General features: G+C 41.9%; 25 protein-coding genes. 1 reads left to right on the top strand and 24 read right to left on the bottom strand.

Annotated elements, in window-relative coordinates:
- Positions 1–214 precede the first annotated feature (214 nt).
- Complete coding sequence (locus B5F34_RS15870; RefSeq protein ID WP_162609355.1) at positions 215–988, top strand: abortive infection system antitoxin AbiGi family protein; 774 nt, start codon at positions 215–217, stop codon at positions 986–988.
- An 11-nt stretch (positions 989–999) separates the two neighbouring features.
- Here B5F34_RS15870 and B5F34_RS15865 read toward each other — a convergent pair whose 3' ends face one another.
- The 24 genes from B5F34_RS15865 to B5F34_RS15750 form a co-directional block, all read right to left on the bottom strand.
- Positions 1,000–1,602 carry a YqiA/YcfP family alpha/beta fold hydrolase gene (locus B5F34_RS15865; protein WP_239449010.1) on the bottom strand — a complete coding sequence of 201 codons (603 nt, stop codon included), beginning with the start codon at positions 1,600–1,602 and terminating at the stop codon, positions 1,000–1,002.
- Complete coding sequence (locus B5F34_RS15860; RefSeq protein WP_239449009.1) at positions 1,599–2,090, bottom strand: Fic family protein; 492 nt, start codon at positions 2,088–2,090, stop codon at positions 1,599–1,601. Before B5F34_RS15860 ends, B5F34_RS15865 begins: the two co-directional genes overlap by 4 nt.
- 46 nt (positions 2,091–2,136) lie before the next feature.
- On the bottom strand, positions 2,137–3,213 hold the full coding sequence (locus B5F34_RS15855) for a hypothetical protein (RefSeq protein ID WP_087340757.1): 1,077 nt from the start codon (positions 3,211–3,213) through the stop codon (positions 2,137–2,139).
- 45 nt (positions 3,214–3,258) lie between these two features.
- Complete coding sequence (locus B5F34_RS15850) at positions 3,259–4,338, bottom strand: Fic family protein (protein WP_087340756.1); 1,080 nt, start codon at positions 4,336–4,338, stop codon at positions 3,259–3,261.
- 46 nt (positions 4,339–4,384) lie between these two features.
- Complete coding sequence (locus B5F34_RS15845; protein ID WP_087340755.1) at positions 4,385–5,965, bottom strand: DUF87 domain-containing protein; 1,581 nt, start codon at positions 5,963–5,965, stop codon at positions 4,385–4,387.
- Positions 5,966–5,970: 5 nt separating this feature from the next.
- A complete protein-coding gene (locus B5F34_RS15840) occupies positions 5,971–7,971 on the bottom strand; it encodes an AAA family ATPase (protein WP_087340754.1) in 2,001 nt (666 codons plus the stop codon).
- A 19-nt stretch (positions 7,972–7,990) separates the two neighbouring features.
- Positions 7,991–8,206, bottom strand: a complete 216-nt coding sequence (locus tag B5F34_RS15835) for a DNA modification system-associated small protein (RefSeq protein ID WP_087340753.1) — start codon at positions 8,204–8,206, stop codon at positions 7,991–7,993.
- A gap of 4 nt (positions 8,207–8,210) precedes the next feature.
- Positions 8,211–10,568, bottom strand: a complete 2,358-nt coding sequence (locus B5F34_RS15830; RefSeq protein ID WP_087340752.1) for a DEAD/DEAH box helicase family protein — start codon at positions 10,566–10,568, stop codon at positions 8,211–8,213.
- On the bottom strand, positions 10,565–12,376 hold the full coding sequence (locus B5F34_RS15825; RefSeq protein ID WP_087340751.1) for a site-specific DNA-methyltransferase: 1,812 nt from the start codon (positions 12,374–12,376) through the stop codon (positions 10,565–10,567). The genes B5F34_RS15830 and B5F34_RS15825 overlap by 4 nt, the downstream gene beginning before the upstream one ends.
- A 230-nt stretch (positions 12,377–12,606) precedes the next feature.
- On the bottom strand, positions 12,607–12,816 hold the full coding sequence (locus B5F34_RS15820) for a helix-turn-helix transcriptional regulator (protein WP_087340750.1): 210 nt from the start codon (positions 12,814–12,816) through the stop codon (positions 12,607–12,609).
- Positions 12,817–13,082: 266 nt separating this feature from the next.
- Positions 13,083–15,272 (bottom strand): antiviral reverse transcriptase Drt3b, encoded by a 2,190-nt coding sequence (drt3b, locus tag B5F34_RS15815; RefSeq protein ID WP_239449008.1) that lies wholly within the window; start codon positions 15,270–15,272, stop codon positions 13,083–13,085.
- Positions 15,269–16,657, bottom strand: coding sequence for an antiviral reverse transcriptase Drt3a (gene drt3a / locus B5F34_RS15810; RefSeq protein ID WP_239449007.1), 1,389 nt, complete (start codon positions 16,655–16,657; stop codon positions 15,269–15,271). The genes drt3b and drt3a overlap by 4 nt, the downstream gene beginning before the upstream one ends.
- 288 nt (positions 16,658–16,945) lie before the next feature.
- Positions 16,946–17,506, bottom strand: coding sequence for a Fic/DOC family protein (locus B5F34_RS15805; protein WP_087340747.1), 561 nt, complete (start codon positions 17,504–17,506; stop codon positions 16,946–16,948).
- Positions 17,507–17,604: 98 nt separating this feature from the next.
- Complete coding sequence (locus B5F34_RS15800; protein WP_087340760.1) at positions 17,605–17,808, bottom strand: helix-turn-helix transcriptional regulator; 204 nt, start codon at positions 17,806–17,808, stop codon at positions 17,605–17,607.
- Between the two features lie 109 nt (positions 17,809–17,917).
- The gene (locus tag B5F34_RS15795; protein WP_087340746.1) at positions 17,918–18,322 is read right to left on the bottom strand and encodes a hypothetical protein; all 405 of its coding nucleotides are present in this window, start codon (positions 18,320–18,322) and stop codon (positions 17,918–17,920) included.
- A gap of 35 nt (positions 18,323–18,357) precedes the next feature.
- Entirely contained in the window at positions 18,358–19,302 is a 945-nt protein-coding gene (locus B5F34_RS15790; RefSeq protein ID WP_087340745.1) for a relaxase/mobilization nuclease domain-containing protein, read from the bottom strand.
- The gene (gene mobC, locus B5F34_RS15785) at positions 19,292–19,600 is read right to left on the bottom strand and encodes a plasmid mobilization relaxosome protein MobC (RefSeq protein ID WP_087340744.1); all 309 of its coding nucleotides are present in this window, start codon (positions 19,598–19,600) and stop codon (positions 19,292–19,294) included. The genes B5F34_RS15790 and mobC overlap by 11 nt, the downstream gene beginning before the upstream one ends.
- A gap of 181 nt (positions 19,601–19,781) precedes the next feature.
- Positions 19,782–20,816, bottom strand: a complete 1,035-nt coding sequence (locus tag B5F34_RS15780) for a DUF6371 domain-containing protein (protein ID WP_087340743.1) — start codon at positions 20,814–20,816, stop codon at positions 19,782–19,784.
- 78 nt (positions 20,817–20,894) lie between these two features.
- Positions 20,895–22,271 (bottom strand): YfjI family protein, encoded by a 1,377-nt coding sequence (locus B5F34_RS15775; protein ID WP_087340742.1) that lies wholly within the window; start codon positions 22,269–22,271, stop codon positions 20,895–20,897.
- Between the two features lie 11 nt (positions 22,272–22,282).
- A complete protein-coding gene (locus B5F34_RS15770) occupies positions 22,283–22,654 on the bottom strand; it encodes a helix-turn-helix domain-containing protein (RefSeq protein WP_087340741.1) in 372 nt (123 codons plus the stop codon).
- Between the two features lie 27 nt (positions 22,655–22,681).
- Positions 22,682–23,425 (bottom strand): hypothetical protein, encoded by a 744-nt coding sequence (locus tag B5F34_RS15765; protein ID WP_087340740.1) that lies wholly within the window; start codon positions 23,423–23,425, stop codon positions 22,682–22,684.
- A gap of 266 nt (positions 23,426–23,691) precedes the next feature.
- Complete coding sequence (locus B5F34_RS15760; protein ID WP_087340739.1) at positions 23,692–24,057, bottom strand: lipofamily protein; 366 nt, start codon at positions 24,055–24,057, stop codon at positions 23,692–23,694.
- A gap of 10 nt (positions 24,058–24,067) precedes the next feature.
- Positions 24,068–25,174 (bottom strand): site-specific integrase, encoded by a 1,107-nt coding sequence (locus tag B5F34_RS15755; RefSeq protein ID WP_087340738.1) that lies wholly within the window; start codon positions 25,172–25,174, stop codon positions 24,068–24,070.
- Positions 25,175–25,271: 97 nt separating this feature from the next.
- A complete protein-coding gene (locus B5F34_RS15750; RefSeq protein ID WP_087340737.1) occupies positions 25,272–26,123 on the bottom strand; it encodes a helix-turn-helix domain-containing protein in 852 nt (283 codons plus the stop codon).
- Between the last annotated feature and the right edge of the window lie 130 nt (positions 26,124–26,253).

Here is a 26,253-nt window from a genome sequence, read left to right as displayed (position 1 = left end):
GGTTCGGTGGTCGCCATTGAGGTGAAAAGCAATGCGGAGAAACGGACAGAAGGATTGGATAAATTCCGCAAACTTTTTAATCCGCAAGCGGCATTTATTGTAGGTGATGGTGGCATCAGTGCGGAAGATTTTCTTTCGATGGATATGCGGAAGTTATTTTAAAATAGAAAGATTCAATACTGTGATAATCTTACAAACTTACAAAATAATTATTATGGGATTAAGTTCAAATATATTGTGGCATCAAACTAAAAAGAAAGGCCTAGAAGATATACTAAAATCAAGAACATTTAAATTTTCGTATAGTCAAGAAAAGGTACCTGTGGCAGATTATGAAATTGCATTTCCAATGATAAGTTTTTGTGATTTACCGTTTTCAGAATTTGCTAATTATATGGGTAAGTATGGTGGCTATTCAATCGGTCTGTCTCATAATTGGGGCAAAAAAAATCATTTTAATCCAGTTTGGTATTGCTATGCGAACTCTATTGTTGAGTCTAATTTATTTAGTATTTTGAGAAATGCGAATCCAGTTCAAGAACAATATGTCTTAAAATTGGCAGAAATAATTGCATATGTGAAGCCTGTTGAAGGAGAATTAAATGTAAAAGGACATAAATACTCAAACTATCGTTTTATGGATGAACGAGAGGTTAGGCTTGTACCACCGTTTCAATATTTGAAAAATGAAAATTTTCAATATATGTTATCTAAAAAAGAATACATTGAATACAAGAAACAGCATAATGAAATGTCCTTATTGCCTATTGGTATCAAGTTTGAATGGAATGATATTAAATACATTGTTGTTCAAAATGAAGCCAATATTGTAGAGTTTAAAAATTTGCTTCATAAATTGGGATGTACAAACGAGAATATTTCAATATTTTATCAACAACAAATCAAAGAAGACTTTATTGGAATTGAACATGATCAAGAACAAAATAGAAATTTTGTTCCAGTTGACATTGAAAATATAATCGTATAATAATTTACTAATTAGGCGTTGTTTTGTGTATAAAGTTTTTCCGCTAACAGCGCATAATACTCCCGCACTTCTTCCGCTGTAGGTGTATGCCCACCGGGAAAATGATAGGCATGCGTATAGTGTTGCAGGAACAACGGTTCAAAGTGTGCCAGATGGTCATTTTCTCCGAACAATCCCCAGATGCGGTCGGAAAGTTCCGGGCGGGAATCATCCCACTGGTGGACTTGCACTTCAGCAAACTCGTCTATCAGTGATTGGTTTATTACGAGTTGCTGATGCCCGTCTGTCCGTGGCGATTTGTATTCGTGCTCTCCGATGCGTTCAATGAGAAAGCGAGTCATTTCCAGATAAGGATTGCCTAACAGGGCTGGTAATCCGAGGCGGGAAGCAATGATTTGTGCAAGAAATGCTCCATTGCTGTTGCCTACCAGCACGCATGGCTTTTCCTGTTTGCAGATGTTCTCAATAAACATTAGTGCTGCCTTCGGATGCAAAGGCAGGTCAGGTGTAAGAACTTTCGCCTTGCCCGTAAATGCTTGTCTTAATGCTTGGGCAGGTATGCAACTGCCCGAAGCGAAGAAACCATGTAGGAAAAGTATTTTCTTGGTCATCATTGTTCTTTTATAAATTCCCAATGCCCGTCTTTGTCCGACCCGATACGCTTGATTATCGTTCCATTCAATTTTTTGATGTGACGTGCCACTGTAGCCCGACCAATGTTCAGTGCTTTGGCATATTCATCGTAGGTATATTCCGGATGTGCCATAATAAAGTTAATAAGCCGCGTTGCAGTATCACTTTCATTATTTACAGTGTCATTTATGCTTTGCTGATACTGTAAAATCCTGCTTTCAAGGTTGGTGATATGCTGGGCAAGCATAACATCTTGAATAATCGTGCTGTCTTCTTGCTCTCGGCTATCAATCAAAGTCTGGATATATTCACCTTTGCCTTCTTTTGTTACGATGGAAGGGATGAACCCTAACTGTCTTTGTATAATGTTCATCAGAAGCCTTGTGGTGCGACCATTGCCGTCCACCCACGGATAAATGGTTACCGGACGAAAATGAGCTTCGAAGCTCAGACGATAGCAGGTCTCCATATCATTTATTTGCCTTTGGAGTCATTCATAAATGTAACCTCTTTTATCACAAACCATTTGGAACAAGTCCGAGCCGATTAATGGATTCATTTACGAACTGCAAGGCTTCATGTATCCTTAGCACCTCTGTGTAATCCCAAAATTTCACTTCCTCTTTTATGGGGAGCGATTCTATCTCTTTTTTAATCCGTTCAATCTGTTTTTGGTCTGTGACGGCGACAATGCCTTGAACCGCTTTGTTGTTCTTGGCTTTCATTAAGTTTAGTATCAGGCTGTCGATAGAGCCGGAAGTTTGAACTTCAAACACATAAATCACGCGCCCCATGTTCCCAATGGTGACTTCCCATATTGCATCGACCACCGCGCCTGCGGCAACTTTCTTTTCAACCTCAGCCCGGAAACCTAGGCAATGACCGATTTCTGCCACTTTGTCCCGGATGTCATTGTGGATGAAAGTCGCATCTTTTTTGCTCGTGGCAATAAGTTCTTCTTCCTTGTCGGAAATGGTGCAATCTATAGAATCGTCTTGTAACTCATTCCATATAAAAGAATTTAACGCCAACAAATCGCAGATTTCATTATATCCGTATTCCTGAGACTTCGCCAGCAATTCTCGTCCGATGCCGGATAACTGTGCGTACATTTTCCCGTCCAATCTTGCCTCATAACGTGGGAGATTGTCAATGTTCAAAGTTTTAAATCCGGTGTATGTCTTTTTATTCCAAAGTAGATATTGCGAGGGATAAGTTTTGCATAACAGCTCGCTCATAATAGCCGGACCAATACCTTTAATCTTTGAACGAAAATCATCCCATCGCTTTTCAATGTCGGCTTCTCCATAAATCAAATTGGCGAATTGTTTACGGAGCAATTCAATCCCGTTGGCTTCTATGATATTATCAATCTGATAATGCTTATTGCCCCACATCGCCATGGCCCATAGTGGCGAGAGATATTCGAACAAGTCATCTTCCGACAGGGAAAGAAGCCGCTCTTTGGTGAAAACATGAGCTTTTTGCTGTGCTTCCATCTGTTCTTGTTTTGCTTCATTGGCTGCTGATGGATTTTTCGTCAGCCATTCTTTATAGGAAGTGAGATATTTTGTCAGTTTCTGTTCGTTCATTCTATTTATTGCGTTTATTATATTTCACGATGAAAATTTAGCGGTTCAAACCATTGTTTTAATCTCCCAAAAACCATTTCTTTTGCCGTTTTTTCGTTCTATAATGCCTTTCTCAACCAATTTTACGGTAATGCTCTTGACGGTCCGCTCAGATTTGCCTATGTGCACAGCAATCTCTTTTTGTGTGGCTTTGGGTTGTTCCCGTAAGAAGTTGAGCACCGCTATTTCCTCCAAAGTGCAATCCAAAGTGCAAATATTGCACTTTGAGAGCGTCTCGTTCGTTGCATTTGCACTTTGCCTTTCTTGTGGAAAAGATTCCTGTACAAGCATCATTCGGTTCTTCAGTTCGTTATGCTCGGATAGAATCAAGTTCCGGAAGAACGCTTCAATATATTCAGTGGTAGCGTATATGCCTTTGCTTAGGTTGTTGTAGTTGGCACGAACCAAAGCATTGCGGAAATACCACGAATGCTTGGCAAATGCATCGTTATTGATGTCAAATCCGAAAGTGCGCAAGTATTTTATGGTAAAAACTGCCGTTGTACGGGTGTTGCCTTCTCCAAAAGCATGTATCTGCCAGATTCCTGATATAAAATTGGCAATGTGGGTGATGGCATCATGGATGTTCAAATCTTTATAGCTGAAATTTTTCTCTTGTCCGAAATCATAATCAAGAGTTTCTCGTATGCTATTGGCACTGGCATATAACACGGTTTCACCTTTCAATACCCATTCCTTTTTGGTGATATTGTAATCTCTAATCTTACCTGCAAATTTATAGATACCTTGAAAAAGACGTCTGTGGATGGTGATATATTCAACCGGAGAGAACGTGAATGTCTTTTCCGACAAGATCTCAGCGATACGTGCCGAAACCTTATCAGCCTCCTCTGTCCTGTCATCCATGTCGGCTCTGGCCGTCTTAGACTGATAGTAGGTGTCAATCAGTTGCTTGGCTTCTTCGATAGTTATATCCCCTTCAATATGCTGCCGAGCCGTCTGTATCAGATATTCGGACGGTTTCAAATCGTCCACTGCCTGCAAGCCGATGGCCGTTTGCCAAGCATAGCCTTTTTCTTTCTTCTGAGGCTCGCCTTGTCTTATATATTCTTCAAAGTCATTCATTACCTGTTAGAATTTAGTGAGGAAATCTGACATCATTGATTCCCTTTCAAATTAAATGTGACACCTTAATTTTCTTATATTTCTTCCCAATGTCAAGTAAGAAGGCATTCTGGTCTTTGATAATTAGTTCACCTTTTTGTAGTCCAGCTATGGCTGAGCGGATTTCCTGCAACTCTTTCCCGCTTACACCAAACAAATCTTTTATGACTGGGTCTGAGATAGTTTGCTGTTTCATAATGAGCGGATACTGGGCGTTGGCATAGAAATCGAAATGTTTGCTCTTGAAGCTCTCCATATTTTGAGTGGCCAAGATAATACTCAAGCCTTTGTTACGTCCAACTGCAATTAGATTCCTAAGCGGGCGGTTGTCGAAATCAAGCATATAATGGGCTTCATCAATGATAGTAAAGTGTCTGATTTGAACGTAATCATCACTTACGGCCTGTTTGTCCAATTGCTCATAAATCAAGTTTAACTTCGCCACTACGAAATATACGATGGCTTTTGCTATCGGACCATCTTTAGGGAAAGCGTCCATCTTTATGATAAAGCATTCATCGGTAAGCTGTACTTTATCTTCTTTTTCAAACAGATTGCTTCTTACCAGTAACTTTAAGACGGAAGTTACACTATCGTCTTTGTCTGCGTTCTGCATTTTTCCTTGATACATTTTTAGCATCAGTTCGAATGAGATAGGTGCCCCATTGGTCTTTTTATAAGCATCTACGATTGCTTCACTCAGTCGGTTGCTCATATTGGCACTGATGTTGGCTTTTTCCAATGCGCACAAAGCTGTCGCCATTTCCGATGAATAGAGGTTAATTTCATTCAGCGTCTTTCCGGTGAAATCTTTGAATGGAGTAAAGGGCAACGGGCGTTCTATCGGATTTAGGATACAACTTCTGTCCACATCGAAAAGTGTCAGCCAATGATTGTTGGCCGGGTCGGAAAACTCGCCTTTATAATCAAACAGTAAGAAATTAACAGGGTAGGCTGTTTCCACGGAAAGCCTTCTGAACTGGTTGATAAGTACAGCCAACAAGTTGGTCTTGCCTGAACCTGTAGAGCCTGCAATCAGTATTTGAGTATTGGTAATGGACTTTCCGTTGATATTAAGCGCTGCTTCCATTTCATTGTCGTATTCTCCAATAATGAGTTCCAATGCCGGAATGTTCCCCGATACATTCCGATGGGAAGTAATGGAAAGCAAAAAGTTATTTAGGTTGTTGTCGTTCAGCAAATAGTCTCGTCCTCTGAACATTTCAGCCGCAATAATTCTTGAAACTGTTGGGTTGTCATTCCAATCTATTTTGAAATCCCTGTATCGGATTTTGAGCAAGGCAGAGTAGAGCGAACGCAAATTATTGTGCGTGAAGAAACTCGATGGGATTCTGATACTGGATTTGGAAAGCTGAATATTGCTGATGTGTTCCATGGAACGTTTTTCTGCTACGTTCAATCCTGCAATCAGGCAGATACGCATAATTTTATTGCCTGTCAGCAACACACGCTTTTCGTTGCCAGCCACTTGCGACAAGTTGATTCTGTTTTCTATATTCTCTTTCAGCCCATTCAGCTCATCCAATATTCCTTCGGCCTGCCGTATATTGTCTAATGCTATTTCCATAATCTTTAGTCATTAAGTGTGATACCAAAATAACCAGTTTCAACGGTGGTGTTTTGTTCCTCCACGTTGCGTTTTAAGGTATATGTTTTCGATATGAATGGTTCCAGCCGGATGTAATCGCTGTCTTTGCGGATTTCCGAGGTAGTGCATAACAAAATGGTTTGTTCCGCCAGTTGTGGAAAGTATTCTTCCATCAATACATCACGGCTTTCTTCGTCAAGCACACCCATTACGGTGTCAATCATTACCGGAGGATTATAGTCTCCCAAATTACGCAGCACTTTCAGCAATACCTGAATGAATATTTGTTTGGATGCGGCGTTTAACTGGTTCAATGAAATTTCATTACCAGCCTTATGGTAGAGCTTGATAGTGAAATTTTCCAGTGTGTCAGAGAGCTCTACACGTGAGATGCAGCCTTTGTATGATAGCAGAAGCATATTCAATTGTTTTTGCATCTCTGTTTCTATCAACAGTTTCTTTTGCTTCAACAAGGTGTTGGCTACGTCCTCAAAGAATGGTTTGAGTTTGACCAGTGTGTCGTATTTTACATCTGGTTCTTGCTGTATCTGTACGTCATATTGGTGGATACGTCTGTCAAGACGGACTATTTCATCGCTTGTGTTTTGTCTATCTTGTTCTAATTTTTTAATTTGTGCTTCTTTGGACTCATATTCCTTAATCAGTTCCAGATTTCCTTTTGTCTGGCTCCGCTCTAACGCTTCTTTTTGCATACGTTGGTTAGACAGATTGGCAATCCGTTCTTCCAACTCCTGACGAGTCTTATCCAGTTGGATAAATTCATTGACACCATTGATGTGGAGCAGATTTTTCAATGCTTCTACTTCCGACTCATCTAAAAAGGCATATTCATCTTGTTTGTTGGGTTGTTTCTGTTTTGCCAGCACGTAGGCTGCCACATTCTCCGCGTCAATGTCAGAAGTGCATAAGGCAAATTCTTTCAAGTAATTCAGTACGCATTCCGTAATGTGGAATACATCTTCCGGAGCATAGACACCTTTCAGCTCTTCTTTCAAGTCCTCTTTGGCTTTCAAGATGGCGTTGATTTCCAACGACATGTTGGAAGCTACTTTCGGGAGGAATACGTTTGTCTCCAGATTGTCGATGAAGTCTTTCACGGTATTGGAGTATTCCGACACTTTTTGCAGGGTGGATTGTATGTTGGCATCCAGTTGCTGAATCTTATTCTTGGTCTGGTTGACATCTTCCTCGCCCGCTTTGGCCTTGTCGTAATCGTCTTTCATGGCGGCAAGGTATTTATACAGTCTGTCCAATTCGGCTGATTGTTGTTGTGACTTGGCTTCCAACTGTTGTTTCTCCTTGCAGAGGCTTTCGTATTCTTCTATCTCCTTTTGGGCGTTCATGCGCTGTACGGTCCATTCTTGCAACAGCTTTTCCGAAGCCTTCTTTAACTGAATGTATTTGTTGAAGCCCATTACGTTCTCGATGTTGTCGCGTATGATTTGGGCGAATACGTTTTCCTCCAGCAATTTGCTTGACTGCATGGCATCGAACAGGAAGTACTGGCTCAACTCTTGGGGCAGGTTGGCTTTAATGATTTTGTTCACCTGCTGTTCGCTCTTGGCGCGTTGTGCCGGAGGGGTGGCAGTGCCATATACAAACATATTTCCGTTCATATTCAAGCTGACACTTTCCACTGGCTTTTCAGAAGGATTCAACACGTATGTACGCTTCAGCACATATTTCTGTTCTGCACCCAATACCAATCCGACAAAAGTAAGCTCCAGCTCGATTTTATGTTCTACTTGATTGAACGCACCGTTATTAAGCAACTCGTAGAAATGTTGCTTGTTTTTTATCCGTAACCCATAGAGTGCTCCACAGATAGCCTCGAACAATGTTGTCTTACCACCACCATTGTTACCGCCTATCAAGATGATGGGACGTTCGCGTTCTACCGACAAGTCTAAATCCAGATTCAGGTAAGTCTTGTAATTGATGGCTTTGATACGTTTGATAATCATGCTTGCCTCCTTTCTTTTCTTATCGGATTTGTTGGATGGCCGCTTTGATGACGGCTTCCGTTTCCGTGTCGGTTATTTCTATCGCGTCCACTTTCTTAGCGTGGTATTTACGCAGTATTTCTTCGCTGACCCAATTGAAGTCCAGTTCGTGTTTCTCGCAAAGGGCTTCAATCAAACTCATGTCTTCCTTCCGTATGCCGTAATGGAGAAATTTGTTGTCCAATCCTTTTGCCATATCGTTATGCGTTTTGTGGATAGAAGCTATCCCAGTTTAAAGTATCAGTTGTATTTTCAATTGGCAGTTTGGAGTACAACCAGTTACTGCCCTGTTGCAGGATGATTCCACCGAATAGAGGTTCATTTTCTGTGGAATTCTTTTGAATGTACTTCAATAGCGCATTATGTTTCTCATGTGCCAGCGCATCGCTTCCGGCACTTTTGGTGTCGAATAGATAGATGTGCCCGTTCTTCATACGGATGATGAAATCCACATAAAACAAGGCTTTGTCTTTACCTTCACCGTATGCAATGGCATAATGCTGTTTTCCCTTGTCACCGTTCTTATACCACCAGTCAATCCATTCCGCATTCGCTTCAAGGAATTTTATAAACTCCTTTTCCGGATTGGATGCAGCGTTGAGCTGGATGAATGGCGATAGGGCATGGTTCTGTGCTTCTTCAATATGGTTTGTTTCGCTGTCATATACCCTTTCTTCCGGCACTTCCCAATCATATTGTTTGAATTCTCTTCGAGCGGCAGACCGGGCTTTGTCAATCTGTCTTTTCCGGGCGTAGGTTTCAAGAGCCTTGTCCAGCAACCGGTCGAATTTGGGCTTGTTGTCATGATAGAGAACTACTTTCTTGGCATCCGTCTCGAAGATGCCGAAATAGTCGGCAAGCATCTCAAGCAGATACCCGGCTATTTTGTCTGTGCGTCCTTTGCTTTCAAATTGATGGCCTTTCGTGCTGATGTAAGCCATGAACACGCGGTCTATTTCTGAGGCTTTGCGGGCGAACTTTACCCGTTCTACTTGTAGCGTCTGTTCTTCGTTTTGGAAATGTACATCTTTCGGTATTTCCACATTCACGTTTTTTACGTCAAGCCGGATGGTGTTCTTTACCCGTCGGCGGTTTTCGTTTATGGTTGCATCGTCCGATTCTGGTAATGGGCTGAAATTATCTTCTTCACCTATCATTGCCGCCAGTTCTTCTATACTGAACAACCCGGCTCCACGCTCCAGTTTCCAAAATTCGCCTGCAACTTCATAGAGTGTCCGGCGGAAATCCGGTCCCAAATAATTGCGTTCCACATTAGGGCGTTCCGAATAATAGGCGGGCAGCGAAAGATTTTCCAACCCTTCACGCCGATAAGCGATAAGGGTATTGTTGAGTATGTAATCCGAGTCCGCTGTTACTATTTGTATCTTGTCTTTGGCAATGTCAGTATAGACGTAGCCAATGTTAAGCATTTCTTTGGGGTAATGTTTTTGTTCGGGCATACGCAGAATGCGCCCCACGGTCTGGATGGTGAATTGGTCACTTTGAAGTTTGCGAAAAATGAGCAACACCGCCGCACGCGGGCAATCCCAGCCTAAGGCGATAGCTTCCTTGAAAAGCAGCACCTGTGCCAGGTTGTCGGGACGTTCCAGATTGGGCAAGTTGGATTTTTCGTTGGCAAGCCAGACGGCTAATAGTCCGTTTTCTTCTGTGATGTCACATGCTACGCGCAGATAAGTCTTTACCTGTTCGGCAATGGCGGTATCATCGGCAGTCATTGTTTCTTTGGTGTCGTTGGGCAGTTGGATAAGCAACAGCGGATTGATGTTTATGTCCAATTCCTTGTAAGCCTCTGCCAGTTGGTTGCGTTTGCCAAGAGCGGCTTTTATGAGGTTTTGGTTTAGGGTACGTTCTTCGCTGAAATCCAGTTCGATGTCAGGATTGAGTACCACTTCTTTCTTAATCATTTCGGCGGCGATGACATCTTGACGGTACACTTTCACAGTTTCGTCCGGGCGGAGCGTCTTGGGTGTGGCGGAGATTCGGATTTCCACGGCAGGATTGATGCGGTCAAGTACGGCAGCCGATTTGTCGGCGGTCTTCGACCAGAACATGTGTTCTTCGTCGATGATGGCCACGATAGGCAGACCGAATTCTTCCTGTGTCCTGCGGGCTATTTCATACAGCGAGGCGGAGCTTTCACTTTCGCGCACCATCACGTTGTTGTCTTTGTTTACACTTTCCCAGTTGACAAACAAGATTTCTCCCGGGCGGATGCCTTCGCTCTGCTCCAATTCATCGAACATCACGGGGCTTAGCTTGCGCGTTTCGCTGAAGGCACCTTTCAGGCTGGCATAGCTTTGCAGATGCAACTTGCGCGGGGCAAACCAAATGAAGGCCACTTCCTCGTAGCGGCTGTCGCCACGGTTCTTCAGTTCGTCCACTAAGTTTGCCAATGTCTGGCAGGCCATTACCGTTTTGCCTGCGCCCGTGGGAGCTTCAAACACGATTTTTCGTCTGTGTTCGCCCAAGTTGAGCAGCCGGATGGTCTTGTCGGTCAGTTCGTTTATTGCTCGTTGTTGATATGCTAAGTCTTTCATGCTTCGTCTCCTTCATCTGTAAAGTTCAACATTCCGTCTGTCTGATTTTCTTTTTCATTTGTTACCGGCGCATCTGCTTCCGGCAAAACGACAACATCCTTTTTCTTCGGCAGGATGCGGTGGTATGCGTTATAGATGGCAGCAGGCAGGGCGCATAGTTCCACCTTGTCGCTTACGTCCTCGAATGAGTCTTCCCACGGGTCTTCGCTGGGAGAGAAGACGTATATCTTTATCTTACCCTTCACATCCATGCCGTATATAAGTTCCACCAGACGGTCTATCGCTTCTTCACGATAAATGACAAGCATTTGTTTTTGTCCGTCATCAAAGTAGCGGAAAATGCCTTTGTATGCCCGTTCGCCGCAGAATGTCGGTTGCTCTGTATAGAGGTCTTCTTTGATGCAGAGCATGTCGGTAGAGAGGTTGACCAGCCGGCGCATATTTTGCACGGAACGGTTTCGGCTTACGAATCCTGTACGGTAGTAGCGCAGATTGTTGTTCGTTAGTCCTGCCACGTGTTCACCTTTAGGAGTGGTATATCCTTGAATGACACGCTTGTTCCTTTCGTAAGTCACATTCTCGCAAATTCCGTTCTCGTTGTTCGTCACAAGGATGCACTGGCGGTGACCGCCGTCCTCGGCATTGAGCTGCATCGTGGCGTGAAGGGTGGTGCCACTGCCGGCGAAGAAGTCGAGGATAGTGGCTTTTTTTGAATTGGAGATTGTAAGGATAAGTTTTAAGAGTTTTATTGGTTTAGGGTTGTCAAATGTACCTTCTCCATTAAAAATATTTTTAAGTTCTTGCCTTGCTTCTTGATTATTGCCTGCTTCCGATTGAAATAAAATACTGTTAGGGCGTAATCCATCTTGTACCTCTGAAAGAAAAGTTTTTCGTCTTGGAGTTCCATTTCCATCTTTTCCGAACCATATTCGGTTCTCTTTTCTCCATTTGTCAAATGTTTCTTTACTACAACTCCAATATCTGCCGCTTGGAGGATAGCATTCTCGACCAGATGGTGTTATTATTTTATATAATAGTGAATCAGATCCCGATTTAGCAGATAAAATAACAGATGTCCATGGACCTCTATAGTCATTGTCTGGGTTAGAATATCCTTTGGGTATATCTTCAGTACGATTTAGAAGTCCAATTTCCCAACCTATATTTTTCTCGGTTGATTTTACATAGCACAAAATATGATCATGCATAGAAGAAAAATAAGTTGCATCGTTTGAACGTGAGAATTTTTTCTGCCAAATAATGTTTTCAATAAAGTTTCCTTCTCCAAACACCTCATCACACAACAACTTCAGTTGCGCCTGCTCATTGTCATCAATCGAAATAAAAATCACGCCTTTATCCGAAAGCAACTGTTTCGCAATCTTCAACCGTCGGCTCATGAATGACAACCATTTGGAATGGCGGTAACTGTCTTCCTTGTCCACAAACGAATCGTTATAGACAAAATCTTTATTGCCCGTATTGTAAGGTGGATCGATATAAATCACATCAATCCGTCCGGCATGGGTGTAGGCAAGCGTGGTGAGGGCTTCAAGGTTGTCGCCTTCTATAAGGATATGGTTGGGCGCGTCCTTGTCTTTGCTGATGAGGGCACGCTCCTTTACTTCAGTCAGCACAGGGAGTTCATCACGCAAGCGTTCCTCCACCGCCTCGGGCTTGTCTTCCCATACAAGCCCGTAGGTCTTGCTTTCACGCAATAGTCCGAGCAAGGCGCTGCGCTCCTTGTCGCTCAGTCCTTCTATTTCGCTGATACGATGTATCAAGTTTATTCTATCGTTATTGTTCATATATTGTTTTCATTAATTTTTTAGTCCTACGTTAACAGTTTTCTAAAAGGTCATGTTTGGCGTTGTAAAAGATACCTTTTTGCAGCTTAAAAAGCCGTCTTTTAGACGGTAAAAGATCATGTCTTTGTAACGTATTGATGTTCAATGCCTTAGCCGTTGGTTGCCGATGCTTGTAAAAACCATCCGTCAGTTGCGGCTTATGGCCGCTTGATTATGGCATTTTGGAAGCTTTAGCGTGAGGAGTTGAGTAAATCCTTTACATCTACTTCCAAGACATTTGCAATTTCCAACAGTCTTTCAAGGCTCGGTTGGGCAGTGTTCGTACACCACTTCGATACAGTAGCTGGGTCTTTTCCTAACTGCTCCGCCAGCCATTTGTTGGTTCGCTTCTTTTCCACCAGCACCACTTTGATTCGGTTTATATCTTTCGTAGTTTCCATTTCAATGGGCAATGATTGTTCTCGTTGCAGACAAAGGTAGGAAATATTCTCAGAAAATCGCCATATATGGATTGTATTATGCAAAAAGAATGGCGAAAAACATCAATTTTGTGATGCTTAGGAGATGAATTGTTGATAAAGGCAAGATTTCACATTCGGTACAATCCTAACCAACCATTTTGGAAAACGTAACTTCCTGCGTCGTTTCGGCTAGCTTGAAGGTTATGTGTGTGAAAGTATAGTTGGACCAACAGCTGTTACAGAAGCTACGAATATACCTCTTGTGAAATCTTTGCCTGTAATTCTTTATTCAAATTAAACATTGTCCAGCGGGTGAAAATGAACTTTTGCTTTCTGGCAAAGCGCATTATCATCTGCTGATCTTTCGTTTCAGTAATGCCAATCAATGTAAGAAGGCTTTGCTTATATGCATCATCCACAAATGGACAAGTCATCATGTCCGCCGTGAGAATTGTGAGTTCCGAATTACGTTTGCGCTCTGATTCTGCAACAAGCCGATACTTCTTCAGAATCTTATCTTTTAATATAGCCTTTTGTTCATCATAACACATGTGATTCGCATAGTAATATAATAATATGATACATGCGAAAAGGTTATACTGCAGTTCACTGTTCTTAATGAATGATTTAACAACCTCAGGTGCAAGCAGATATGCACCGCCTAATTCTTTGGCCAATATTAATAGATAGAGACTTTCATGCAAAGTGTTTCGATGTGAATCTGTTGTAGTCAGTACCAAGGCAATTTCATCTTGAATTTTCTTAAAGATAATATCCTTGCTTATTGTTTGAAATCTAACCTTTGGATTAACTTTGAAATCGCCATGCCGTTTTACGTAGATAATGATAGAATTCATTATCTTCTGCAATTTTAATGTGGTATTAACTTGCCTGTTACTATTGAACACGAAAAACGCCACATCAACCAAAGATACAAGATAACTAGTGAGTTTCCTTTGCGCTCGTTGTGCATGAGTTTCAACCTCGTTCTTATTCACATCTTCTTTTGACATCAGGCGTTCATACTTCTTGAAGCCAATTTCATATCGATTGAGAAAAGCGTCAAGACGTTGGCTGATCTTCTCAAGCAGATAGTTTGCAATATCGCGATATTCAATTCCGCATTCCCTTACTGTCGCTTTTATTTGAGCATTTGCGCTATTTGCAGACAGGTATATATTGAATTTCTTATATAGTATTCCCTTATCTTTATCCGAATCTTCATCTTCAGTGTCCTCTTCTTTCTCTACACACAAATTTGATTCTACTTCTTCCCAAAGTGGAATCGAGAATATATTGCTAAGCAAACTTTCAATTCGCTGTTTGGCAATAGTAACCTTTGTGATAAAAGGTCTTTCAAACTCTTCTGTTTTGGATGGACTAATCTGTAATTTGAATTCCTTCAGCCATTTTGTTAGACTTTCCATGAAAAGATTTCTGTCCTTTTCGTCATTATAGAAGAGAAAATAGTCGTCAACATACCGATAGCATTCGTAGGTGAATTTATGGCGAAGTTTTTTTTCTTCCCATAGTTCCTGTTCGACCTTTTGATCTATATATTGAAGTATAATCTCTGCAAAGATTCGAGAAAATTCAGGGCCTATTACAATGCCATTCGTTTCACGTGCATTGACCGACTGCATTAGATTGTCAAATGCATCGCCAACCCATGAACCATGATATCCAGGCAAAACCTTCACCTTGTCCGCACCACCTGCTGTTGCCCAACTTATGGTGTGGGTATAAATACTGTCAAAACAACTCTGTAGGTCGAACTTCACAAGATATTTAAATTTCTTTTCTGCTCGTTGGTACCTGTAGTCTTCATAGAACTTGTATATATTTGAATACTTTTCGTAACTAAAGTAAGTTTTCAAATTCTCATATTCATTGAAGAACAATTCAACTTTATCACTTTCATGTCCAGATAACTTTCGGTGAAGTCTATCTCTATAGTAAAAGTATTGTGCAATCTTGTGTGGTTTACGAAGCGAGTATTTACTTTGATTGCAAAAATAGAGTATAGAATATTTATACTGTTCATAAAACTCTACTACTTGCCACTGGTTATAAGGATGTATAATTGACAGCGTTCGGTTCTTATTCTCCTTGTGAGCAATATTGAATTGATAGGGGTAGAATAGGTCGTTTAATTTATGTTGAAGTATTCCGACTCTTTTACCCTTTTCATAACATCCAAATAGTAATGCAGCAAAAGCATTTGCATCCTTTTCATCCAAACGTTTAGATTGCTTCAAGACATTCCACATGATATTATCAACCTTTTGTTCTTTTTTACCAATCCATAAATACTTGGCAAGAAATCGATACAAATACCGGTTTGAGAATATTATGGGACACTCATAGGGCAAGACATCAGAAAAGAGGACTCGCTCTTTGCTATAACTAAGCTTTATCTTCTTTCTCTTTCTCATACCCACGATTGTTTAATCATTTGTAATCTGATTTTCTTTACTTTATATCGTTTATGAGGCATTGCGAAGCCTTTAACAAAGGATACTTGCCTAAGTTGTTTCTTCAGGGTCGCTTCAATCTGTAGTTGTTTAGCCGGATCAACGCCAACCTTGCCGACCAATGATATTTGACTGCACCTATATTGAAGATACTGATCTAACCCTTCCAAATCTTTTACATTGTCCAGCAATTGGTTTGAGTAAAATATACCCACCTTCACGCCTCGCTTCGCATTATACAGATTGATATTGCATGTCAACACGTGTAATGCATCAAATAAATAATGCGCTGCAACATCGTAAGGCACAGTATTCAGCAAACTGTCAAATTTCTGAAAAGTCTTTGTTATGCGATCCCCAATCTTTTTCTTTCTGTCCTTGGACAAAGAGAAAAAGCCTTGCTTATCTTTATCTCCTTTGATGGACTGTATTGTATATCCTAAAAGATTAAATTTTAGATTCTTTTTATTCTTGGAATCATATGTATAGCATTTGTTTGTCCCATCTGTAGGTGTGTGAATTTTCAAACCATGTTCAATATACGTATCAGTTAGAGCTTTGACATAATCATCTAATGACCACCGATGCACATCATCTAAATTAGGATGTATTACGATAATAATATCATCCACATATCTTGCCATAAACACTATTCCAGGCAGTTTACGCCTAAGCTCTTCATCTATTTTGGACAAATAAAATTCAGATAATAGTGAACTGATAGCACAACCTCGTGGAATGCCTGTCTCTTCAGTTGATACAAGTGGACGCAAATTCTTTGCTTCAAACTCTTTGCGGATGAGTCCACGTAAGAGGGATTTACTCTTTACATCAAGTAGATTGTTGCCCTCTAAATACTCAAACAGTTTATTATGTGGTATTGATTCAAAACAGTGACAAACATCCGTTCGGATGATATAGTACCAACTTTTATCCTCCCTCAACAACATCTTTAATTGAGAAAGTATTTCGTGGCGACTTGACATGGAGATCCTAAATAGTTTCTTTACATTTCTGCAAAGGACTTGCATTGCGAAAAACTCTTCAGCTGTAGCTCCAATAGTATAAACTGGCTTCTCCGGATCCTTTGACACATCCGGAGTAAGGTTGAAACGAAAACTACTTGATAAAATCCTTGAAGAAACTTTGCTAAGATGCTCTTGTAACAAGGTTTTCTGTAGCTGAGCATTATCTTTCATCTGTTGCCTCAGCTGCTCAGATTTATTTGTTTCTTCCTCTGTACGCTCTGTCTTTTTCTTTCTCAATATTTTATTTAGTTCCGCTCTCATCTCACGATACTCTTGAGCCGCAGCCAAATATTCAGGTGAAAGATACCTTTGTTGCATCTTCCCCTTCCTATTCACTGCATTGAACGCATCATCCAGCGAATCGTAGTTATATGAGAAACTATATTGAGACATCTCTTTGAGTTTTCCTGTTTTTTATGTGTTCAAAAAATACTCACTATTTCACTTGCAAATATAGAAAATATTATGCTATAAAAAGAGAAAAAGACAGAAAAACTTCCTTTTCACTTAAATTCATTCAAATGCTGTTCAATCAATTAGGTGCTGATTGCTGCTGCTAACGGTACTGTGTAACAATCTTTCAATATTAAGATGAGAGTATAAGATTCAACCTTTGTTCTTGCTATACCCTTCATAATAATACGACTGCTCAATTCCCTTGAAGATAACTTCACGGTCATTGACTTTATCAGTCAGAGCAGGTTGAAGCAATACGCGGAGTTCCAAATCGTTGATAGGGCTTCGTTCCATGGCTTGCAGATAAAGGTCTTTGTCTACGGTCTGCCAGTCCACCACTTTGCCCAGATTCTTCTTTAGCATCATGTCAAGCCATATCCGAGTGGAACGGCCATTCCCTTCCATAAAAGGATGGGCGATGTTCATTTCTACATATTTGGCAATGATTTCCTCAAAAGTGTTTTCGGGCATCTTTTCGATGACCGGAAGTATCGCTTCCAGATACATGCAGTTGGCAAAGCGGAATCCGCCTTTGGCAATGTTCAGGTTGCGTATCTTGCCGGCAAAGTCATACAGTCCGTCGAAAAGGTACTGGTGTATGTCGCACAGCCCTTTTGTCGTGCCAACCTCAATCTTGTCTATATCACCCGTTTCAAATAATCGTTGGGCTTTCAAGAGGCTTTGTTCATCTATTTGATATTGCTTGTTCATGTTCTTAAATGGGTATTTGTGATTTTAAAGTGCCATTTTGGCTCTTTGAAATAGGGATAATGGCTCTTTGGAATTGAGATGCTCGTTAATCCTCATCCTTATTGATCATCGTTTATCAAATCCTTTACATCCACATTCAGAATATCCGCAATCTGAAACAGTATCTCTAAACTGGGTTGTCGCCTGTTGCAAACATATGCATTGACCATACAGAAACTTTTGCCGAGCTTCTCCGCCAGCCATGTCTGTTTGATACCACGTTCTTCAAGCACTTCTTTTATTCGGTTCATGGGTTTGTCCATACCTTCTATCTTAGTTTTGTTTACAAAGGTATAAAATATCATGCTATAAAAAGAGTAAAGAGGAAGAAAATTCTCCCTCTTCGTTCTTTTTCATTCAAATGTCGCTCAATCAGACATTGATAGTTTCCAATGGTGCTGCATAGCAATCGTTATCAAACCGATAATTGGTAGTAGCTTTCAATCCTATCAAGCGATAATCGCCTCGCATGTCATTCTCTATGCCGAGGTAATAGAAACCGTAGAGTGGGGCGTACTCTTTGAAGAAACTCACCAAGTCCAATAGATTCTCCTGATAGTCTTTTTCGAAGGCATGGTTCACTAAGATGATACAACGGTCAGGAAAACCGTTGACTCCCTTGCTGTATTCCCACAGGCGAAAATACAGCTTCACGTCCTTTTCACGGATGTCAATGCAACAACCATTACAGGTCGGATTCACATACACGCTGTTACGATACCCGAACTTCTCACAAATGTAGAGTTCAATGTCTTTCACAAAATTCTTGTCAATCATAATGTTGAAATTTAAAATGTTAATAAAATGGTTTGTTATAATCGGAAGCCGCGCTTGCGTTTGGCTTTCTTTCTCCGTTTCAGTTCCGCTTCAAATGCTGCCTCGTCTGAGGTGTTGGATGTCGGTGTCGGCATGAACAGTCCCAATCCCGCAGAATGTGATTCTTCAAAATCAGATGCCCGTTCTTGTACAGGAGATGCTGGTATGGCATTTTCCCTGACTGTTTTCCGATATGAATAGGAGGGAGCGTATGCGTTTCTTTCCAGCTGGCGGTCAATAGCCAGATAGCTGAACTCCCGGCTGATTTTTGAACCGGAAAAGGTATATTTCCCATATCCGAACTTTACCCCTTGAATGTCCCGTGTGGTGCGGCTAACTTTGAACCTCATGTCAATGCCGTATTCGGCAAGCGCGTCTTTCAGCTCGTTCCAGCTTTGGGCATTCTGCACTTCCGCTTTCAATGCCTTGTAGATTCGGTACCTCGCCTTGTCGTATGGGCGCAACCGTTCTTCGTTCACATGGTCTTTGCCTTGGGCAAAGTGCAGGCGGTATTTTGCCGTTAGCATCTTGCAGACCTTCTCGTTGCGATAGCGGTCGTTCTTGTCACTGATAGTTTTGCCGTCATTGCCCACACGGTTGAACACGATATGACAATGTGCGTGCCTGCGGTCTGTATGACGAGCGATGATGTATTGTGTGTTTCGGATGCCCATGCGTTCCATGTATTCGCGGGCGATTTTCAGCATGAGCGCATCATCATTCCTTAGTCGCAGACTATCTTCCGGGGAGAAGCTGAGCGATGTATGTCCGACAATATTTTTTACCTTATCATTCAGCAAGGATTGCAGCTCAAACTGCTCAGCCATCTGTTCCGGTGAACCTTCCACTCCGACAGCTTCCAGAAGTCTTGCCTTTTCTTCTTTTAGCACATAGCGCATGCAGCCACCGAAGGAAGTTCCTTTTGTCAGTTTACCTATCATCTTTCAGTTGTTTGATGAGTTGTGAAATATGGTTCGCTATCTCTTGGCACTGGTCAGCTACGACAAAGAATCCGTAGGTATTTGCCTGTTTAGCCAATTGGTTCAGGTTAGTGCTTTCGCCAATCAACTGACGGATGATATGCAAGTGGTCACGGGTGATACGTTCTCGTACCGACCCATGTTCGATGAGTGAACGTATGACTTCGCTTTTGCTCCGTTTGCTGCGTCTGCTTAATGCTCCTAACCACGCCAACAGGTCATCGGTTAGGCGTAATGTAATCGTATTTCTCTTGTTCATTTTCGTTGCTTTTTAATTGTTACAGTTGTGACCATCGGGAGCTGTCCCACCGGACTTCAGGATGGGCAAGTTGTCGGGAAATGTAATACACCGACATAAACTTGCTTACCCTAAAAGTTCCGGTTTTCAGCCCTTACGGTCAGTATTGAAAACCTCCCTTTTGGTATGCCCGAAACATTGTTCAGGAGCTGTTCCGTTGTACGTTTACCAATTCTAGACCAAGCATTTCAATCAATGTTTTCAGGTGCGGATTCTTCCTGTTCATCGTTTGGAGAACAGCCTCGTCTGGTTGGATTTGCAGCAGGTAATCGGCGATGTCATACCCTTCCTTCCGTTCGCTTTCGGGAGCGTTGTTTTCGAGATAGTCGAAAAGTTGCACCTCGATTCCATAGTTGCGTATCATTCCGATTTTGCTTTGCCAATAGTCGGTCGCTCCCAAGTCAGGGAAAAGAACAACACTTCTTTTCGCCAGTGCCGAAAGGCTGCTTTCATTGAAACATCCGTTCTTTCCACCTGAGGCAAGCCATAGATATTGCGGCAGGTAATAGGAGGCGATAAGAGCTGTCTTCTCACTTTCGACCAGTGCGACCGGACGGATTTTGTCTGCTGCCAACAAGTGCTCGCCGAAGAAACATTGCTTCATGTTGAAACCGGATTTATGGAGTAGGGAGTGTGCCCAAGTGATGTGGCTGTGTGGTTCTTTTACTCTCTTCCCAGTATTCGGATTGTAAAGCATTATCTTACCTGTACGAACTCGGTTGTTACGGTCAATCTGCCAAAACACAGTTGCTCCATCCCAATGTTTGGAAGAACCGACATGATACTTTTTCATTAGACTCATGGCAGATGATTCTCCAAATTTGGAGGTCAGAAACTGATACAGTCTGTTCGTTTCATAACATTTCAAAGACCGCTTGACTGTTTCTTCGTCGATGAAAGAGGTCGAGGTAGTCTTTATTTTATGAGATGAAACATAAAGCGAGCTTTTTTCATACAACTCTTGTTTCGCTTCAGGTTTTTCATCAAAATAATTCCGTGGTGTGAAATGATAACCACACTTCTGTTCATGGTCACACCGTCCTACGTGGTCAGGAAAAGAGATTCGTTTCTCCGTATCGATATATCGTGAGAAACATCTCTTGCGCTGGCAGGCAGGACACGTATGTCGGGTAGCAATGCCTTTGTATGGTTCCAATATGAATCTATGTGTCGTCATTGTTTTCTATTTTTATATGTGTCGTTATTGTCACTATTGTCGTTTTCTGGGTTGAAAGTGTCAAAAGCGACAAAAACGTCACGGGTTAATCTTTGAGTATTCTCCATGTTTCTCTTTGCGGAACAGGATGCCGATGTTGTCGTTCAGGAACCGTTGCAGAGTACGTTCCTTCATGCCATTCTGTTCTGCAATATGTGTCGCCTGTGCCGTGGTGAACGTACAGGGAAGCTGGCCGACAATGGTTTGTTGCTGGCTATTCAATACCACTTCGCTGATTATGTGTTGTACGCTCAAAGCGGACTCCTTGAAATACTCCGTCAGCCGTATGGCACGTTCCACAGTCAGCAAGTCAATGTAGGTTTTATCGCATTCACCACAAGTCCACCGTGCCAGTTGAATAATCAGACAGAAACGGATGATGTATATTTCCAGCTTGCAATAAATGCTGACAATCGTGTCATTCCCTTCACGGTCGCATAATTCTGAGAAACGATGCTGCCATTCATATAGCCGTTTCTTTGCCTCTTCATCAAAGTGCAGGATATACGGTTCAACTTCTCCCTTGTCGTTGTAATTGCATTCCAAGCAGATAAACTTGTCAATGATGGCGTGCCATTCCTGTTCAATATCAGCAGGCAGTTCCTTATCATTCCAACGGGCTTTCTGTTGGAGATTGGGCATCACGAAAAGAATGCGGTCAATGAATCCGTTACTTGAGCGCTCTCCTTTTGCCAATTCACCCAAAATCTTCTTCTGAATCGTACCAATGACCGATATGTACGGACGTTTGATGAAGATGGAACTCTTTGCGCTCTTACGGTCGGAGATGGTTGTCTTTGCACTGAAAACCGAAAGCCAGAACTGTTCTTCCGAACCGTTGTTGTATCGGTTAAAGTTCTTGAACCATGCGGACAACTCGTCTGCCCACAGGCAGAGTCCACGCTTGTTCTGTGCGTGGATAAGACTTAGTCCTTCGGGCGTAACGTCCGATACAAGGAAACGTCTGCGGACGGGTTCCATTGGAAATTGCTCATATCCGTTTTCCGTCCGTTCTTTCCGGCTCATGCACATCTGTCGTTCATACTCGACATACGCTTTTTCGTATTCCTGATTCTGCTGGTAATCAAAATCAAGGAATGGCTTCATGGCGAAGCTGAGCGGATGACTTTTATTCGCTCCCGGTCTGCCTATCAATGCCATGTAGAGGATAGGACTTTCATGCCAACCTTGTTTGATTTGAACAAGATGGGTATTCCCGATTCCTACGGCGATGGCTGTAAGAATAGAGGCGGCAATATAGTCCGTAGGATAGCTGTGGCATTCATGTACCTCTCGTATGATACGCTGGATGCGGCTCGGAAAGATACTGACGGGAAACTCGGTATCTGCCAGCTTCATGCTCATATCAATGGCTTTGTCTACCATCAGCATTGGGTCAATCGTTTTCTTTTCCATCGTCAAAAAAATTAAAAGTTTGTGCGGTGCTTAGGTTTGCGACGCATTCCATTTTGCATATTTGCCAACACCTCGTCATAATTTTGTTCCGAAGTTTTCTTCCGTCCGTTTTCAACCCATGCCAAGAGTTCATCCTCGTAGAAGTAGAGTTTCTTACCTTTCTTGTAAGCTGGCAATATGCCTTTCCGTACCAATGTATAAATCGTGGCTTTTGCCTTGTGGATAATGCGGCAGGCATCTTCGATTTCAATCAGCACACGCTTTTCGGACGGTGACGGTTTCAGTTCTGACACCATCTTTTTCAATTCAATGACCTGTTCGGTCAGATAACCTACCGCTTCGGGTAGCTTATCAAAGGTGATTGCTTTCTCATTCTGTATCATATTACGTTGGATTTAGTGATTTCTGACTTAGGCAGATTGCTTCAAGGTGGTGTCAATCTTGATAGTACACTTCCCGTCCAATCTTAATTTGCTTTTCAATGTGGAGATTTCGCTCTCTTTTAACGCTTCTGCAAATACACGTTTGATGAAAGTCGCTATTTGGATTCCACTCTTTGAGAACTGATAGCCGATATTCCATCCGAAGTGCATCAGGTCAATGGTTCGGATAGCCGAGTTCACTTTGACGGTACGTGCATTCTTTGGAATATCCTTATCCGCATGGAACAGACAGATGTACTCGCAAAGAATGTTCAAGTCCTCTTCTTTCATATAGGGAGCGAATGACTCGCGTGTGTAGGTCAGGACTGTGGCGAGCTTCTCTTGCTCGGCTTGTTCTTTGGCTTTCATAGCCGATAGCCGGATTTGTGCGTAATCCATGCCGAGTGGAGGATTTGTGTCCGTTTCTTTGTTCAAAGGCTTTTCTTCTGTCGTTTCTTTGCTATCCTCGGTTTTAATCTTGCATTTCTTCCCATAGTCCGGGAACTTCATAAAGAGAGTTTCAAAGAATGGGGAAAGAGTTTTCTTGAATAACTCTTGCAGGTTGACATAAATGACGGTAAGCATTAGAATGCAAATCCCAAATGCCACATAGCCATTAAAAGTATCAAGTCCATGATGGAGTACCATTTGTCGTGCCATTGCACCAACAATTACATTTGCGCTGAATACTAACCATTTCAGCGTTTGTTTTTCCAATTTCTCTGTCTTCATATTTATCAATTTTAATTGTTTGCCTGCAAAAGTATATTGGTATGGACGGATTCCAATCACTTCACTCTGTCGTGGCAGCGTTTGGCGTTATTAACTAAGACACAAGCTGCCACCAGAATGATTGCTTGGCTAATCCATGCACAAAAATGTGGAATAGCTGGCAAGGCAATTATATAGTATGTACATAGTAGGTAATGATTTTCTTGAGAAGGGCATAAAAAAGCCCGAAATGGATTGACCAAATCGGGCTTTACAGGGTTATCATATCAGCAAAAGTGTTGTTCCTTTCCAGATAAGGTGATGAGTATCTGTATTTTAGAACGGTTTGGAGTGGGTATTTTCTGTATCAGCCATCTTCGGAACAATATGGAATGACCCGTGTCAAAACGGAAGGATAGGGCAATGACCATCTCCATATTATATACATCTGCATAATTCCCGCTTCCCAAACAGGTATATCGGCACACCTGAGACTCTATAAGAACTCCTTCCTTCAAAACTCGTTTAACGGCATGATTGATGGAATTGGGCGTTACATAGAAAAGGTCTGCAATCTCCCATGCAGTCATCCATATTTCATCATTTGGAATTTTGATGGAATAGCCGTTGTTATATATGATTCCTCGTTTCATAAGTTTGTCTTTATTTGAGTGATATTTTATTAGCTGTTTCGCGCTTCTTTGTATTTATTAAATCCGCATAGATTTGGGTCGTGGACACATTTTTATGCGTGAGCATCTTGGAAACGGTGTAGATATCTGTGCCTAAAGAGATTTGGATTACGGCATAGGAGTGGCGGAAACAGTGAAAGCTGATGTGTTTATTGATTCCTGCCTGCTTAATCCATTTCTTTAGTGGGTGTTGTGTCATGCTCCGTTGCAATCCTTTAAATACTTTTCCTGTGCCGGGTGTTCCACACAATTCGTATGCCTCATTGCTGATAGGGAGTGTTGCTTCCGTTTGTGTCTTTTGTGTACGGATGCGCAGGCAATAGCCTTGGTCGGGTGCAATTTCGAAATCTTCCCATTGCAGTTTCAGAATGTCACTGATGCGCAAACCAGTCAGGCAGGCGAAAAGAGAAGCCGCTTTGAGTACGGGGATGTCGCAGGGAGTGGCTGCAAGCAGCTTGACTTCATCCAGTGTCAGATATTCCTTTTTCACATCCTCCGGCTCAATCTTATCCAAGAAATCGTTGATGTTCTCACGAATCCATTTGTCACGATAAGCAATTTTCAGCAATCCTCGGAATGTGGAGTAGTAGCCAGAAGCTGAATTGAGCGAAATGGGACGGTCAGAGTGTTTGAGTTGCTTGGCGTTCAACAGGTATTCGCGGAAACGCTTGCACAAATCCACGTTCACTTCACCGAAGGTACATTTGCCCTTGACGAAGTTGCAAAAATGCTGGTACACGAAAGTCCATTTCTCATCTTTGGTGCGACACATCTTTTTGAAGTAGGCAAGAAAATCGGCTTTCTGTTTGGTCTTGTCCAAGAAACCGAACTCCTCGTTGATGAGAGATTGCACACGGATACAGCGGATGGCTTCCGCCTTGTTCAGCATCTCATTATTGAATGCCCGTTCCATTTCGTTTTTGGGATGGGCATAGAGGTAGATGCCAAGGTATTCCCTGCGGCTCATCTGCATCGTTTCGGGGTTGCGTACTGCCGGATAATAATCCAGATACAAAGAAATACGGTCGTTGTGAATCGCTCTTTGGCGAACAGTCACTTTTGTACAGGTGTGATTCATAACTGATGATATTTAGAGTTTTACATTTGTTTTGGGCACAAAGAAACCGGGTGATAGAATGGCGAACAACATCACCGGACGATAACCGGAAAAATCGTCATTCAATCTTTGGAGGGGCAAGAAGTTTGTCCAATTCAGCCCGGCTGATGAAGGTGTATTTGCCCTTCTTTATCTTGGATATATGGTGCCACTTCACGTAGTGGTATAACTGGTCTCGCGTGAGATTGAACTTCTCCATTGCTTCTGCCACGGTATAGTACATCGTTTCTTCCGGCTTGGCGATTCCTTTGGCAATGTCCACGTGCTTTTTCGAGTAATACACCATAATGCCTTCCTTCTTCTTTGGAATGGCGTTTTTGTAGGCAAAGGTGTAGATAGCGGACAAAGTCATGCCGAACTTTTCCTGCATTTCCTGCGTGCTGTACCATTCGGTGATGTCTGGGTCAGGGGCTTTCTTGGCAAAGTAGGCATCAATATGTTTTTTACTCCAATAGGTCTTGCCACGATTGAAGGTGCGTGGAATGTTATGCTTCTTGGCAATAACGAATATCCATGATTCGTTGACATGGTATTTCTCTTTGACCTCGGCGGTGGTGTAGAAGTCGGTGATAGGGGCTTTCTCTATGGGTATTCTCTTTTTGTACTCGGCAGCATTTTCAAACAGAAGTTCTATATCTTTTCTTCTGACTAATGTTTTGCCTTTAAATTGAACTGCCTTTATTATATTCTCTGCCATATAGCGATAGATACTGGCTCGACTAATCCCCAAAAGCTTTGCGACTTCGGGTGGAGTATAAAACTCTTTGTTCTCAATAGATGTTTCTTCCGTGTTTATTGAGATTTCTTTCTGATAAGTGGCTATGCGCTCTTGTCTAATTCGTTCCTTGTAAGCTGCATTATTGCATTTATGAGAACAATAGTTTGTACTCGTTTTGCGAGCTATAAAAATTTGCCCACACCACTTAGAGCCTGTTTAAATTTTAAAGTTTAATATAGAAAGAGTGTTTCTTCTTTCTTCGGAAATGATTATTTTTAAGTTTCCACACTTGAAATAATTATGTATCCGACAGATTTAGAAG

This window comes from Mediterranea sp. An20, assembly GCF_002160055.1.
GTDB lineage: Bacteria > Bacteroidota > Bacteroidia > Bacteroidales > Bacteroidaceae > Bacteroides > Bacteroides avicola.
The sequence above is the reverse complement of the archived record's forward strand: the minus strand, read 5'-3'. Positions and strand labels throughout refer to the sequence as shown.